Origin of the sequence: Muribacter muris (assembly GCF_004569585.1) — a bacterium.
GTDB lineage: Bacteria > Pseudomonadota > Gammaproteobacteria > Enterobacterales > Pasteurellaceae > Muribacter > Muribacter muris.
This window is the reverse complement of sequence record NZ_SPPA01000004.1, coordinates 84669-98582: the sequence shown is the minus strand read 5'-3', so window position 1 is coordinate 98582 and position 13914 is coordinate 84669. Positions and strand designations below refer to the sequence as shown.

Annotated in this window: 12 protein-coding genes; 8 read left to right on the top strand and 4 right to left on the bottom strand. The window is 47.4% G+C overall.

Annotated elements, in window-relative coordinates:
* Positions 1-14: 14 nt before the first annotated feature.
* Positions 15-965, bottom strand: a complete 951-nt coding sequence (prmB, locus tag E4T80_RS02825; RefSeq protein ID WP_135054757.1) for a 50S ribosomal protein L3 N(5)-glutamine methyltransferase — start codon at positions 963-965, stop codon at positions 15-17.
* A gap of 89 nt (positions 966-1054) precedes the next feature.
* Between prmB and smrB the strand changes: the two genes are divergently transcribed.
* From smrB to E4T80_RS02810, 3 genes are all read left to right on the top strand, one after another.
* On the top strand, positions 1055-1585 hold the full coding sequence (smrB, locus tag E4T80_RS02820) for an endonuclease SmrB (RefSeq protein WP_135054755.1): 531 nt from the start codon (positions 1055-1057) through the stop codon (positions 1583-1585).
* 98 nt (positions 1586-1683) lie between these two features.
* Positions 1684-2550: an EamA/RhaT family transporter gene (locus E4T80_RS02815; protein ID WP_135054753.1), complete on the top strand. Its 867-nt coding sequence runs from the start codon at positions 1684-1686 to the stop codon at positions 2548-2550.
* A gap of 57 nt (positions 2551-2607) precedes the next feature.
* Entirely contained in the window at positions 2608-4833 is a 2226-nt protein-coding gene (locus E4T80_RS02810; RefSeq protein ID WP_135054751.1) for an ATP-binding protein, read from the top strand.
* Positions 4834-5045: 212 nt separating this feature from the next.
* Here the strand turns inward: E4T80_RS02810 and ubiH are convergent, their stop codons facing one another.
* Together ubiH and selD are read right to left on the bottom strand one after the other, a co-directional pair.
* The gene (ubiH, locus tag E4T80_RS02805; RefSeq protein ID WP_135054749.1) at positions 5046-6242 is read right to left on the bottom strand and encodes a 2-octaprenyl-6-methoxyphenyl hydroxylase; all 1197 of its coding nucleotides are present in this window, start codon (positions 6240-6242) and stop codon (positions 5046-5048) included.
* Between the two features lie 20 nt (positions 6243-6262).
* Positions 6263-7300, bottom strand: coding sequence for a selenide, water dikinase SelD (gene selD, locus E4T80_RS02800; protein ID WP_228064875.1), 1038 nt, complete (start codon positions 7298-7300; stop codon positions 6263-6265).
* Between the two features lie 122 nt (positions 7301-7422).
* Between selD and E4T80_RS02795 the strand changes: the two genes are divergently transcribed.
* The 3 genes from E4T80_RS02795 (at position 7423) to tkt (ending at position 10266) form a co-directional block, all read left to right on the top strand.
* The gene (locus tag E4T80_RS02795) at positions 7423-7857 is read left to right on the top strand and encodes a type II toxin-antitoxin system RatA family toxin (RefSeq protein ID WP_135054747.1); all 435 of its coding nucleotides are present in this window, start codon (positions 7423-7425) and stop codon (positions 7855-7857) included.
* Positions 7850-8149 (top strand): RnfH family protein, encoded by a 300-nt coding sequence (locus E4T80_RS02790; RefSeq protein ID WP_135054745.1) that lies wholly within the window; start codon positions 7850-7852, stop codon positions 8147-8149. The genes E4T80_RS02795 and E4T80_RS02790 overlap by 8 nt, the downstream gene beginning before the upstream one ends.
* 119 nt (positions 8150-8268) lie before the next feature.
* Positions 8269-10266 (top strand): transketolase, encoded by a 1998-nt coding sequence (tkt, locus tag E4T80_RS02785; RefSeq protein ID WP_135054743.1) that lies wholly within the window; start codon positions 8269-8271, stop codon positions 10264-10266.
* A gap of 141 nt (positions 10267-10407) precedes the next feature.
* Here the strand turns inward: tkt and argG are convergent, their stop codons facing one another.
* The gene (gene argG / locus E4T80_RS02780; protein ID WP_135054741.1) at positions 10408-11739 is read right to left on the bottom strand and encodes an argininosuccinate synthase; all 1332 of its coding nucleotides are present in this window, start codon (positions 11737-11739) and stop codon (positions 10408-10410) included.
* Between the two features lie 172 nt (positions 11740-11911).
* Between argG and E4T80_RS02775 the strand changes: the two genes are divergently transcribed.
* Entirely contained in the window at positions 11912-12949 is a 1038-nt protein-coding gene (locus tag E4T80_RS02775; RefSeq protein ID WP_135054739.1) for a glycosyltransferase family 9 protein, read from the top strand.
* A gap of 57 nt (positions 12950-13006) precedes the next feature.
* Positions 13007-13801, top strand: a complete 795-nt coding sequence (locus E4T80_RS02770; RefSeq protein WP_135054737.1) for a D-alanyl-D-alanine carboxypeptidase family protein — start codon at positions 13007-13009, stop codon at positions 13799-13801.
* Positions 13802-13914: the final 113 nt, after the last annotated feature.

Below are 13914 nucleotides of genomic sequence, written 5' to 3'. Positions count from 1 at the left end.
GGGGCTAAAAAAGGTTAATCGAACAGATGACGGTGGGCAATTAACTGCTCTCTGGTGAGGCTAAATACCCCTAGTCCGCCCTGTTTAAACTCAATCCAATTAAACGGCACGCTTGGAAATTGCTCAATTAAATGAACCATACTGTTGCCCACTTCGCACACCAATACCCCGCTCTCCGAAAGAAAATCTGCTGCTTGAGCAAGAATACGTTTGGTCATATCCAGTCCGTCTACCCCAGAACCTAATGCCAACTCCGGCTCGTGGTGAAATTCCTCCGGCATATCGTCCAAATCTTCCTGATCGACATAAGGCGGGTTGGTAACGATTAAGTCGTAGCGATCTTGCGGTAAATCATCAAACAAATCAGATTGCATTGGGAATACCCGATGGGCAAGCTGATGGCGTTCAATATTGATCTCTGCTACATTTAACGCATCAACGGATAAATCAACCCCGTCAATTTCCGCTTGCGGAAACCGCTCCGCACAGGCAATCGCAATACAGCCGCTACCAGTGCAGAGATCCAAAATCCGTTTCGGTTCAGCGCGTAAAATACCGGTAAAGCCCTGTTGAATTAACTCGCCAATCGGCGAACGGGGAATAATCACCCGCTCGTCCACATAAAATTCCAAGCCGCAAAACCACGCCGAACGGGTAAGATACGCCACCGGCTTACGCAAGCCCAAACGCTGTTCCACCATCGCCACAATGCGATTTTTCTCCGTTAACGTCAGCCGTGATGCATACAAGCTTTCCGGCACATCGACCGGCAACGCCAACGCACTTAACACCAGTTGGTTCGCTTCGTCCCACGCATTGTCAAGCCCGTGCCCGTAATAAAGATCGGAGGCATTAAAGTAGCTGTATGCCCAACGCATCATATCTAAAACAGTTTTGAGATAGTCCGTAACAGGCGAGGCGTGAATATCGGCTAATAAATCGAGGTTATAACGAGGTTCAAACATAATATTTTACCACAAAAGAAAATTTGCGGTTTTATACCATATTTCCCTTTGTGTTAGAATGCTTCCAATTAAATTTAAGAGGAAAAAGAATGTTTGATGACAACGATGTCGAGCTGTTTAAGCAGGCTGCCAAAGGGGCTAAAAAGCTCAAACAAGATACAATTATGCCGAAAACCGAACGGCAAACCAACGCTAATCCCATTCGGGCGCTAAAAGAGCAAGCCGATACGCTCTTTTATTTTTCCGATGAATACGAGCCGCTGCTAACTGAAGAAAACGAAAAAGTCCGCTATCGCCGTGAAGATGTTGATCCTTATATTCTCAAACAACTGCGGCGGGGCGATTTTCACCCTGAGCTGTTTTTGGATCTGCACGGTTTAACCAAAGAGCAGGCCAAAAAAGAATTGGCAAGCCTGATTTTAGCCTGCGAGCGTGAAAAGGTTTACTGCGCCAGTATTATGACCGGCTACGGCACACGGGCATTAAAATACCAAATTCCCCGTTGGCTCGTGCAGCACCCCAAAGTGCTTGCCCTGCACCAAGCGCCGAGAGAATGGGGCGGCGATGCGGCAATTCTGATTTTGGTTGAGCAACCGGAAAAAATCGATTACAAGCGGTGAGATCGCCCCTATTTCTTGCAAAAACAACAAGTGCGATTTCCTAGCGCATTGATTACGGGTAGAATACGCCCTTTATCACTGTTTGAAAAGAAAACAAAATGTTACAACTGGTGTTCGCCGTTTTATGTAGTGTATCCGTCGGGGTACTGATCAAAATTGCACGTAGCAAAGGGATTTTTATCGCACAGAGTATTGCGGTGAACTATTTGGTCGCCATCGCTCTCTGTTATAGCCTGCTTAAACCGAATTTTAACGGGCAAACGCTCGTACAAATTGTGGCGGAGAACCCGTCCGCCTATCTCTTTTTTGCGTTAGGTCTGTTATTGCCGAGCGTGTTTCTGATCCAAGCCAAAGCCCTTGAGTTTGCGGGCATTATCCGTACCGATGCGGCACAACGCCTTTCACTCTTTCTGCCGATTTTCGCCGCATTCACTCTGTTTGGTGAAGCGGTTACTTTCCCTAAATTATTTGCATTGATACTCGCATTCAGTGCATTAGGCTGTTTACTGTGGCGAAGCCAAGCCGGTATTGACGGCAAAGGCGGCAAAACAGCGCTTATCAGTTTAGCGCTGGTATGGGTCGGTTTCGGCATTATCGACATTTTATTCAAACAAATGGCAAAAAGCGGCTCGGCGTTCCCGCTCACGCTCTTAATCGCCTTTATCGGTGCAGGCTGCGTGATGTTTATCTATTTACTGCTGAAACACACCCAATGGCATTTGGCTAGCATTGGCGTAGGGATATTATTAGGCGGGTTAAATTTCGGCAATATTCTGTTTTACATTCAAGCCCACCAAGCGATGAAAGACGATCCCACCCTCGTATTCACCGGAATGAACTTAGGCGTGATCGGGCTAGGCACACTCATAGGGGCATTGGTTTTTAAAGAAAAAATCAATAAAATCAACTATATTGGCGTTGCAGTCGCAATTGTGGCGATCGTCTGCCTGTTTTATTGGCGCTAACTATGCGTAGCGGTGCGGCAACGCGACACAACACAATGTTTTCAATCGGGGGAATAGATGAAAGGCTTACGGCATTACGCCCAAAATTACGTCAATTGGGTGCTACGTTTAGGCAAAGGAAAATCCGCACTGCTGGGGTTTGTGGTGCTGGCAAGTTGTGCGATTGTGATCCAAGCCGGATTGAGTTTGCTGTTTACCGGACAGATTCAAACGATCGATATTTTACGCTCAATCATCTTCGGCTTAATTTCCGCCCCATTGGTGATCTATTTCTTCAATTTGATTGTCGAAAAACTGGAACGCTCGCGTATTCGGCTGGAAGACTCCCTTAATGCGCTCTCTCGGCTACGGGAGCAAGATGCCCGTTTGAATGCCGAACTGGAGCAACAAGCCGCCTTTCTGCGTTCCTTTTTTGATGCCTCCCCCGATTTAGTCTTCTATCGTGATGCCGAGGGGCATTACCTTGGCGGCAATCGCGCATTAGAAATTTTAACCGGCAAAACAGAAAAAGCGCTTATCAACCTCACCCCGAAAGATATTTACTCCGAGGAAACCGCCAAGCTGATTATGGCAACCGATCGAGATACGCTAATCAGCAACACCGGCGTTACCTACGAGCAGTGGATTCGTTACCCGAACGATAAATTGGCTTGTTTTGAAATCCGCAAAGTCCCCTATTTCGACCGAGTGAATAACCGCCACTGCATTATGGGGTTTGGGCGGGACATTACCGAGCGCAAACGCTATCAAGAAGTGATCGAAAAAAACAGCCGAGATAAAACCACGTTAATGGCAACCATCAGCCACGAATTACGCACCCCTCTAAACGGCATTATCGGCTTGAGCCAAATTCTGCTTGAAGGGGAACTGAGCGATCAACAGCGGGAATACCTGAAAACCATCAATATCAGTGCCGTTTCCCTTGGGCATATTTTCAGCGATATTATTGATTTAGAAAAAATCGACAGCCGCCGCATCGAGCTTTTCCGCACCGAAGTGGAGTTTTCACAGCTCATCAGCAATATCAGCCATTTTGCCAACCTAATGGCAGAACAGAAAAAAATTAAGTTCCATATCCGCTATGACGACGATCTGCCGACCTTTATTTTTGTCGATAACGCCCGCCTTAGCCAAATCTTGTGGAATTTAGTCAGCAATGCGGTCAAATTTACCCCCGCCGGCGGCGATATTTATTTGAATGTCGTCCGCTATGATAATGACCATTTCGGCTTTATTTTACGGGATACCGGCATCGGCATCAAAGCCAGCGAACACCGCAAAATTTTCGCAATGTTCTACCAATCGGAAAACTCCCAAGGCAAAAAAGCGCAGGGCAGCGGCATTGGGCTTGCGATCTCCAAACGTATCGCCAAGCTAATGGGGGGCGATTTAACCGTCGAAAGCGAGCTGAACCAAGGTTCAACCTTTACTCTGACCATTCAAGCCGATGAAGTTAATTCCCAACAAGCCGTTTCTCTCAATACGCACGCCCTCAAAGTCTTATTGGTGGAAGATATTGAAGTAAATGTCGTGGTGGCGAAAGCAATGCTGGATAAATTCAGTTGCCAAGTCGATGTCGCAATGACCGGTGCAGAAGCCTGCCGCCTGTTCGACCAAAACAGCTACGATTTAGTGCTACTGGATATTCAACTGCCGGACACCACCGGCACGGCTCTCGCTCAACAATGGCGGGCAAGCTACGAAAACGGTGAAGTCGATTACCTGCCACTATTGATTGCCCTCACCGCCAACATTGTTCAAACCAAATCGGAATATCGCCAAATGGGAATGGACGATGTGCTGCGCAAACCGCTCTCGATTGAAGCCTTGTCCGACTGTCTCAACCGCTATTTCAATGAAGGGTTTTGGGAAAATAGTGCCGACAACGAACCTCTTGAAGCAGAAACCGATCTGCCGGACAGCCCATTCGATCGCCAAATTTTGCGGGAACTCATTGACGTAATGGGCAAGCAAGCCGTACTGAATAATTTCGCTCTCTTTGCGAAACTGATGCCCACCTACTTGGACAACTTGCACCACTTTTTACGGCAATGGCAGCAAACCGATAACCCGGCACTGCGGCAACCGATTGCCGAAGAAGCCCATAAAATCAAAGGGGCATTAGCCTCTGTCGGACTGGCAAAATTACAACAAATCGCCCAACTGGCACAAACGGATAACGGCGAGCAATGGGCAGCCCAAATTAGCGGCTGGATTGACACGCTTTCGGCAAATTGGCAAGCTAATTTAGACCATGCTATTCAATGGGTGGAAAACCGTTAAAACAAGCGGTCGCTAAAAGCGGATTGTTTGCAATAAGCTGACATTGACGGCACGCTACGCTGACAACCGCCATAAAATCGCATAATGTCGAGGTGCTATGAACGGACGCAAGCCTTGCGTCCCTATCGATGAGCAATGATTTTGCTTAGTGTCGCTACCACATAGTAATGCAAAATTTTCAACCAAACTGCCCGCTTACCAATTTTAAAAACCTACCAGCCAAGTGCTTGGTGGGCGACTTGCTCTCTTGCCCCACGACAATGGGATAGGGTCAATAGCCCTAAATTCCGCAAAATCTGTACCGGCAATGTGTCGTGGCAAAAGAGGCTAATTAAGGCGCTGGTGCTGCGCATAATGCGGGTTTGATCGGCCTGTCGCCGCTGCTCAAATTCGGATAATAGGCTGATACCGCCGAGATCCTGCCCAGTTTGAAAAGCCTGCGTAACCAATTCCGCCAAGCTAAACAGATCACGCATTCCTAAATTAAACCCTTGTCCTGCTACCGGATGCAGTAGCTGGGCGGCGTTGCCGACAATCGCCAAGCGGTGATGAATATGACTGGTCGATTTTTGCGAAGAAAGCGGGTAAACAAACCGCTTGCTCACCCGTAAAAACTTACCGAGCCGCCAACCGAACTGCTGTTGTAGTGCACGCAAAAATTGTGCATCGGCATACGCCATTATTTCATCGGGCTGTTGTACGCACCACACCAACGACATTGTCCGCTCCGCCAACGGCAACAGGGCAAACGGCCCTTGGGCAGTAAAACGCTCAAAAGCCTGATTATGATGAGGTTCGGCAAGTTCAACATTGGCAATCACCGCCGATTGCCGATAATCCTTCACATACACCGTTTCCACCCCGCACATTTGGGCAATGCGAGATTGAATGCCGTCTGCCGCAATCAGCAGCGGCGTGTCGAGCAGTTCCCCCGAAGCCAGTTTGAGCGTGCATTTTTCCGCCGTGCGTGTGAGCGACTGCACCGTATCGGGACAGAACAGGTGGATATTTTGCTGTTGGACGATCGCTTTCGCTAAGGTTTCCCCCAGTGTCGCCAACTCTACGACCACGCCAAAGTTATCCAGTTTTAACTCATCGGCTCGTAGGGTGGTTTTGCCGAAATGATGTTGATCGGAGACCTGTATTTGCTTAATCGGCGTGGCAAATTTTGTTATCAGTGCCGCTAAATTGTCGCTGCCAAGCGGTCGGATCTTTGCCATTTTTTGCAATGAACCGTACGCCAAGGCAATCGAACGGGCATCAAAGCCGCCCTGCTGTTGATAATCGGACAACTGTTTTTCGATGATCGCTACCCGCATTTTACGCCCGCTAGCACTGCTTAATGCTAACGCAAGCACCGAGCCGGTTACTGCACCGCCGACAATCACGGCATCAAACTGCTGTTCCATTTTTCGTCCTCATTGATGAGTTAATTGACTTCAATCAACGGTTTTGTCGGATCATAGTCTGCTAATTCTCCCACGGGATAGAGCAATACCCCGGCAGCGTTTGCCACTTTTTTGACGGTTTCAACCGCTTGCGGCTCAACGGCAATCAATAAGCCGCCGGACGTTTGCGGATCACACAAAATCGCTTTTTGCTCATCCGTCAGCGGTGAAACGAGATGACCATAGCTGTCGAAATTGCGTTGCGTGCCGCCCGGCACTGCCCCTTGGGCGATATAGTGTTTGACCCCGTCCAGCACTTGAATGCCCGCAACATTCATCACCGCCCGTAACTGCGAGCCTTGGCAAATTTCGCTCAAATGCCCCAACAGCCCGAAGCCCGTTACATCGGTCATTGCGGTAATACCGTCAATCTCGGCAAAATCCGCACCGATGCGGTTCATTTGGCACATTACATCACGGGCAAGATTTTGATGCTCGGGCTTTAATTTGCCCTGTTTTTCAGCGGTGGTCAGAACACCAATTCCCAACGGTTTGGTCAAAAACAGTTGGCTGCCGGCGGTGGCGGCGGCATTTTTTTTGATTTTTTCGGTAGAGACAACACCGGTAACGGCTAAACCAAAAATCGGTTCGGGGGAATCAATAGAATGCCCGCCGGCAAGGGCTATGCCTGCTTGTTGGCAGGCAAAACGTCCGCCCTCCACAATTTTTTGTGCCACTTCCGCTGGTAGTTTGCTGATCGGAAAGCCTAAAATCGCAATCGCCATAATCGGTTTGCCGCCCATTGCGAAAATGTCGCTGATTGCATTGGTGGCAGCGATACGCCCGAAATCAAAGGGATCATCCACAATCGGCATAAAAAAATCGGTCGTGCTGACAATGCCGATGCCGTTGCCGATGTCATACACCGCCGCATCATCGTGGGTTTCATTGCCGACCAACAAATTCGGGTCGAACCATTTTGCCTGTTCGGTCTGCAAAATTTGGGTTAAGATTTTCGGGGAAATTTTGCAGCCGCAACCGGCACCGTGGCTATATTGAGTTAAGCGAACATTCTCCATCGTCATCATTCCTAAAATTCAATTTGGGCGGAATTTTACGCCGTTTTGCATAAAATTGACAGTAACCGACCGCTTGTAATGTGCTACACTAGCTTTCTTTGATGTTTTAGATAAAGAGTAGAATGCCAACGATCAATCAATCCGCCCTTGTGCCGTATAGTGCGGCGCAAATGTATCGTTTAGTGAATGGCTACGAGCAATATCCGCAGTTTTTATCCGGCTGTGTCGGGGCGAAAACGCTCTCTTTGGGCGAAAATACCTTAAATGCCGAACTGATCATTGAAAAACTCGGCATTCGCCAAACGTTCAGCACGCATAATACGATGATCGAAAATGAGAAAATCACAATGACTCTGCTGCAAGGCCCGTTTCGTCATTTACACGGCACTTGGACATTTCAGCCCTTTGACGAGCAAAGTTGCCATATTCGGCTGACGTTGGATTTTGAGTTCGCCAACCCGATGATCGCCCTTGTGTTCGGCAAAATTTTTAATGAATTAACGCTGAAAATGGTGAATGCGTTCAAGCAACGGGCAAAGGAGGTCTATGATGTCTGAATCGAAAATCGTTATTGAAGTTGTGTACGCCTATCCTGATAAATATTTCACCAAAACGCTATCGCTGGATACGCCAATTTCGATCCAAAATGCCATTTTGCAATCAGGCGTGTTGCAAAAATATACGGAAATCGACCTGCGTGAAAATAAAGTCGGCATTTTCAGCCGGCCGGCAAAATTAACGGATCTGGTCGAAAACGGGGATCGGATTGAGATTTACCGCCCGCTGATTGCCGATCCGAAAGAAATCCGCCGCCAACGGGCAGCACAACAAAAAACCGAAAAAGCCTGATGGAATAATGGTCAATAAAATGTGAAGTAGATCACATTTTGCTGACCATCTTTTTCGCTTTCCTTGCACAAAATAGTGTAAAATCAAAGAACTTTTTATTTTATTTCTAGGAGTACATAATGGCAGAACGTAAAGAACTGGCAAATGCAATTCGCTTTTTAAGTATGGACGCTGTGCAAAAAGCCAATTCCGGCCACCCCGGTGCGCCAATGGGTATGGCAGATATTGCCGAAGTGTTATGGCGTGATTTTCTCTCTCACAACCCAAGCAATCCGGCGTGGGCAAATCGTGATCGCTTTGTCTTATCAAACGGGCACGGTTCAATGCTCATTTATAGCTTATTGCATTTAAGCGGTTACGATCTTTCCATTGAGGATCTCAAACAGTTCCGCCAGCTTCACTCTAAAACACCGGGACACCCTGAATACGGCTATACACCGGGGGTTGAAACCACCACAGGCCCGCTCGGTCAAGGTATTACGAACGCTGTCGGTATGGCGATTGCGGAAAAAACCTTAGCCGCACAGTTTAACCGTGAAGGTCATCAAATTGTCGATCACTACACCTACGCTTTCCTTGGTGACGGCTGTTTAATGGAAGGGATCTCCCACGAAGCCTGCTCATTAGCGGGCACATTAGGCTTAGGCAAATTGATTGCGTTTTACGATGATAACAACATCTCAATCGACGGACACGTTGAAGGCTGGTTCTCGGACGATACCGCAATGCGTTTTGAATCTTACGGCTGGCACGTTATCCGCAATGTGGACGGGCACGATGCCGAGCAAATCAAAGCAGCGATTGAATATGCTCAAGAAGAAAAAGAGCGCCCGACTTTAATTATCTGTAAAACCATTATCGGTTACGGTTCGCCAAATAAAGCCAACTCTCACGACAGCCACGGTGCGCCGCTAGGCAATGACGAAATTGCACTCACCCGTCAAAATCTCAACTGGGCACACTCTGCTTTTGAAATTCCGGCGGAGATTTATGCGGCGTGGGACGGCAAAGCAAAAGGCGAAATCGCCGAAAAAGCGTGGAATGCAAAATTTGCCGCTTATCAGACCGCTTACCCGGAACTTGCCGCCGAATTTAAACGCCGTGTTGAAGGTAATCTGCCGGAAAACTGGGCGGCGGAATCACAAGCCTTCATCGAAAAACTGCAAACAAACCCTGCAACCATCGCCAGCCGCAAAGCCTCACAAAATGCGATTGAGGCCTACGCCCATTTACTGCCGGAATTTTTAGGCGGCTCGGCGGATTTAGCCAGCTCCAACTTAACCCTGTGGTCAGGCTCTAAGCCTATCCGTGCCGATCACAACCAAGACGGAAACTACCTCAACTACGGCGTGCGTGAGTTCGGTATGTCAGCGATTATGAACGGCATTGCCCTGCACGGCGGATTTATTCCTTACGGTGCAACCTTCCTAATGTTTATGGAATACGCTCACAACGCCGTGCGTATGGCTGCGTTAATGAAACAGCGTGTCTTATTTGTGTACACCCACGACTCAATCGGCTTAGGTGAAGACGGTCCGACTCACCAACCAGTCGAACAAACTGCAGCATTACGCTTAATTCCAAACTTAGATACCTGGCGTCCGTGCGACCAAGTGGAATCGGCAGTGGCTTGGAAAGCCGCAGTAGAAAAACAAAACGGTCCAAGCGCCTTGATTTTCACCCGCCAAAACTTAGCGCAACAGCCTCGTGATGCCGCTCAATTAGCTAATATTGCCCGTGGCGGTTATGTGCTGAAAGAGTGTGAAGGCACACCGGAACTGATTCTAATCGCAACCGGTTCGGAAGTGGAATTAGCCGTTAAAGCGGCAGAGGTGTTGAGTGCGGAAGGTCGCAAAGTACGCGTGGTTTCAATGCCGAGTACCAATGTCTTTGATGCGCAAGATAGTGCTTACCGTGAAAGCGTATTACCGAGCAACGTAACTAAACGTATTGCCATTGAAGCGGGTATTGCCGATTTCTGGTACAAATATGTTGGTTTTGAAGGCCTAATCATCGGAATGAACAGCTTCGGTGAATCCGCCCCGGCAGGCGAGCTATTCAAATTATTCGGTTTCACCGCCGAAAATATTGTCGCAAAAGCGAAAGAAATTCTGTAACAAGAAACGGATTTTATTCACAAAACCCACCTTTTATGGTGGGTTTTATTATTTTTAACTTATTAACAAGCGGTGAGTTATAGTATATTTTTCACAAAATAAAAAACCGATGAACTTTTCATCGGCTTTTTATTAGTTTAACTATTTATTCCCAAGCTGTGGTAAGACATTATTTTGAACGGAAAGTAGACCGGTATTTGTGTAAATACCTAATTTTTCCCGTGTATCGACAATATCAAGATTACGCATTGTTAATTGACCGATCCGATCTGCCGGGGTGAACGGAGCGTCTTCGACTTTTTCCATACTCAAGCGCTCGGCTTCGTAAGTTAAGTTTGACGATTCGGTGTTAAGAATGGAGTAATCGTTACCACGGCGTAGCTCAAGGGTAACTGTGCCGGTAATCGCTTTGGCAACCCAACGCTGTGCGGTTTCACGTAGCATTAAGGCTTGCGGGTCGAACCAGCGACCTTGATAAAGCAGGCGACCCAAGCGTAAACCGTTGATGCGGTATTGTTCAATCGTGTCTTCGTTGTGAATACCGGTAACTAAACGCTCATAGGCAATGTGCAGTAACGCCATTCCCGGCGCTTCATAAATACCGCGGCTTTTTGCTTCAATGATGCGGTTTTCGATTTGGTCGGACATTCCTAAACCGTGGCGACCACCGATGCGGTTAGCTTCTAAAATCAATTCTACCGCATCTTCAATACGTTTACCGTTTAAGGCTACCGGTACACCTTCTTCAAAGGTAACGGATACGGTTTCCGGTTTGATCTCAACGCTTTCGTCCCAAAATGCCACGCCCATAATCGGCTTCACAATTTTAATGCCCGTGTTTAAGAACTCTAGATCTTTCGCTTCGTGGGTAGCGCCGAGCATATTGGAATCCGTAGAGTAGGCTTTTTCTACTGACATTTTATATTGGAAACCGTTAGCGATTAAAAACTCCGACATTTCGTGCCGACCGCCCAATTCATCAATAAAGGCTTGGTCTAACCACGGTTTGTAGATTTTTAATTGCGGGTTAGTGAGTAAGCCGTAGCGGTAAAAACGTTCAATATCATTGCCTTTGAAGGTGCTGCCGTCCCCCCAGATATTCACATCATCTTCTTTCATCGCTGCCACTAACATTGTACCCGTTACGGCGCGACCAAGGGGGGTGGTATTAAAATAAGGTACGCCGCCTGTGGAGATGTGGAATGCACCGCACTGAATTGCAGCGATGCCTTCGTGAGCCAACTGCGCACGGCAATCAATTAAACGTGCATTTTCTGCGCCATATTCCATCGCTTTTTTCGGGATAGCGTTGTAGTCATCTTCATCGGGTTGTCCAAGATTTGCCGTATAAGCATAAGGCACTGCCCCTTTTTGTCGCATCCAAAGTAACGCGGCGGACGTATCTAAACCGCCTGAAAAGGCAATACCGACTTTTTGACCTAAGGGTAAAGATTCTAAAATTGTCGCAGACATACAAATTCCTATTGAAACGTGAGTAAAATGAATGAACAAAACGCAAACGGTTGCGTTTATGCGCCTTATTCTAGTCGAAAATCGGAAAAATTACATCTAAAATCTCCGACATCTAGGGGGATAAATGGAAAAATGCTAAGATAGCACTCCCATTCTCTAACAGACAATGAAGATGAAAAAACTGCTTGTTATTCGCAATGATAAAATCGGCGATTTTATGCTCTGCTTTCCGGCATTTGCTATGCTTAAGCACTCAATGCCGAACCTTGAAATCACGGCACTCGTGCCGAGTTATACCGCTCCGCTCGCCGAACTTTGCCCGTTTATTGACAAGGTGATCGTCGATACCGCCGATAAAAAGTCAAAGGCTGAACAACAACGTATCTTGCAAGCGGTGCGTTCCGCCCAATTTGATGCAACGATTTGCTTTGTGTCCGATTGGTATAACGCAAAACTCACGTGGCGAAGCGGCATTGCTTACCGATTAGCCCCTGCAACCAAGCTGTTTCAATTTCTCTATAATCAACGCTTAACCCAACGCCGCTCACGTTCGGAAAAAGCGGAATCGGCATATAATTTAGACTTAGCCCGCCGCTTTTTGCAGGATCACAATCAGCCGGTGATCGAGCCTGACACGCCGTTTCTAGCCTTTTCGCCAACAACTGTTGCTTCGCAAAAAGCGAAGTTGGTGGCACAACTGGGGATTGATCCGACTCAAAAATGGCTGTTTGTACACGCCGGTACGGGCGGCTCGGCAACCAATCTTTCCCTTCATCAATACGCCGAGCTGATTCAAGGGATTTTAGCGCAATTTGATTGCCAAGTGATCTTAACCGCCGGCCCAAACGAAAGCGAAAAAGCCCTCGCTCTGCAACAACTGATTGCTCATCCGAGTGTTGCAGTGTACGACAAAAATGACAGTCTCACCGATTTTTGCCATTCGCTTGCTTGTGCCGATCTGTTTATTGCCGGTTCAACCGGCCCGCTCCATATTTGCGGCGCACTCAATATTGCCACGATCGGCTTTTACCCTAGCCGCCGTTCCGCGCTTCCTCGGCGGTGGCGACCGATTAACGATGCAGATAAACACATCGCTTTTATGCCGCCTTTGGGGAAAAAGACGGAAAAAAATCTCACGCTGATTGCAATTTCAGAGGCTTTGACGGAGATTTTGCCTTTTATCCAACGTTGTTGGCAGACGAAAGCATAGCGGTGTGGCATAAAACATTGTAATATAGCCCTTTTTTGACTCGATACTGACTTAATTATGTTAAAAAAACTGTTATTGACCGTTGGTCTTCTCCCCGTTTTCGCTGCGGCTTACACAGGGCAATCCTATGTCGTGTATGATTTTAGCCACAATCGTGTGTTAGAAAGCCATCAGCCAAATCAAATTAAGCCGATAGCGTCCGTTACCAAATTGATGACGGCAAATGTATTTTTGGAAAATAATACCGATAAACACTGCACGGCAGCAATTACACCAGCCGATACGGACTTCATTAAAGGCACTTATACCCATTTACCGAAAAATAAACCGATTGCCTGCCACGAGTTACTCAAAGCAATGTTAGTGCAATCGGACAACTATGCCTCCCACGCCCTGTCCCGTGCCGCCGGAATGAGCCGTGCGCAGTTCATTCAGAAAATGAACCAAAAAGCCAAGCAACTGGGAATGCACTCGACCCACTTCAAAGACAGTTCGGGATTATCCAGTGAAAATGTGTCCAGCGTGGCGGATTTAGTCAAACTTTCCCGTTATTCTTTACAAAAACCGATGATTCGGGAACTGTCAAATACACGGGCAACACTGGTGAAAGTCGGCAATAAACATATTTATATGCACAATACCAATGCCCTTGTCAGAAACGAAATTTTTGATGCGGCGCTCAACAAAACCGGCTATACCAAAGAAGCCGGCTACAATTTAGTGTTCATCAACAAACACCGTTGCCGTAACGGAATGATCGGCGTGATCAGCCTGAATAACCAAAGTGCCGGCTTCCGTACCAATTTTACCAAGCAAAAACTGATGCAATACGGCTGCACAACGATTGGTTAGCCGATAAAGGCAGGGAATTGATTTTCCTACGACACGAAAAACCGCAGAGCTTTTGCAATATTTACGTTATAATGTCGCCATTTTGCAAAACTGTGCAAACCAAATTAAATAGA

Bases quoted from the DNA above. Each gene is read 5' to 3' on its own strand.
- prmB (WP_135054757.1), bottom strand. From the start codon at position 965: ATGTTTGAACCTCGTTATAACCTCGATTTATTAGCCGATATTCACGCC.
- smrB (WP_135054755.1), top strand. From the start codon at position 1,055: ATGTTTGATGACAACGATGTCGAGCTGTTTAAGCAGGCTGCCAAAGGG.
- E4T80_RS02815 (WP_135054753.1), top strand. From the start codon at position 1,684: ATGTTACAACTGGTGTTCGCCGTTTTATGTAGTGTATCCGTCGGGGTA.
- E4T80_RS02810 (WP_135054751.1), top strand. From the start codon at position 2,608: ATGAAAGGCTTACGGCATTACGCCCAAAATTACGTCAATTGGGTGCTA.
- ubiH (WP_135054749.1), bottom strand. From the start codon at position 6,242: ATGGAACAGCAGTTTGATGCCGTGATTGTCGGCGGTGCAGTAACCGGC.
- selD (WP_228064875.1), bottom strand. From the start codon at position 7,300: ATGGAGAATGTTCGCTTAACTCAATATAGCCACGGTGCCGGTTGCGGC.
- E4T80_RS02795 (WP_135054747.1), top strand. From the start codon at position 7,423: ATGCCAACGATCAATCAATCCGCCCTTGTGCCGTATAGTGCGGCGCAA.
- E4T80_RS02790 (WP_135054745.1), top strand. From the start codon at position 7,850: ATGTCTGAATCGAAAATCGTTATTGAAGTTGTGTACGCCTATCCTGAT.
- tkt (WP_135054743.1), top strand. From the start codon at position 8,269: ATGGCAGAACGTAAAGAACTGGCAAATGCAATTCGCTTTTTAAGTATG.
- argG (WP_135054741.1), bottom strand. From the start codon at position 11,739: ATGTCTGCGACAATTTTAGAATCTTTACCCTTAGGTCAAAAAGTCGGT.
- E4T80_RS02775 (WP_135054739.1), top strand. From the start codon at position 11,912: ATGAAAAAACTGCTTGTTATTCGCAATGATAAAATCGGCGATTTTATG.
- E4T80_RS02770 (WP_135054737.1), top strand. From the start codon at position 13,007: ATGTTAAAAAAACTGTTATTGACCGTTGGTCTTCTCCCCGTTTTCGCT.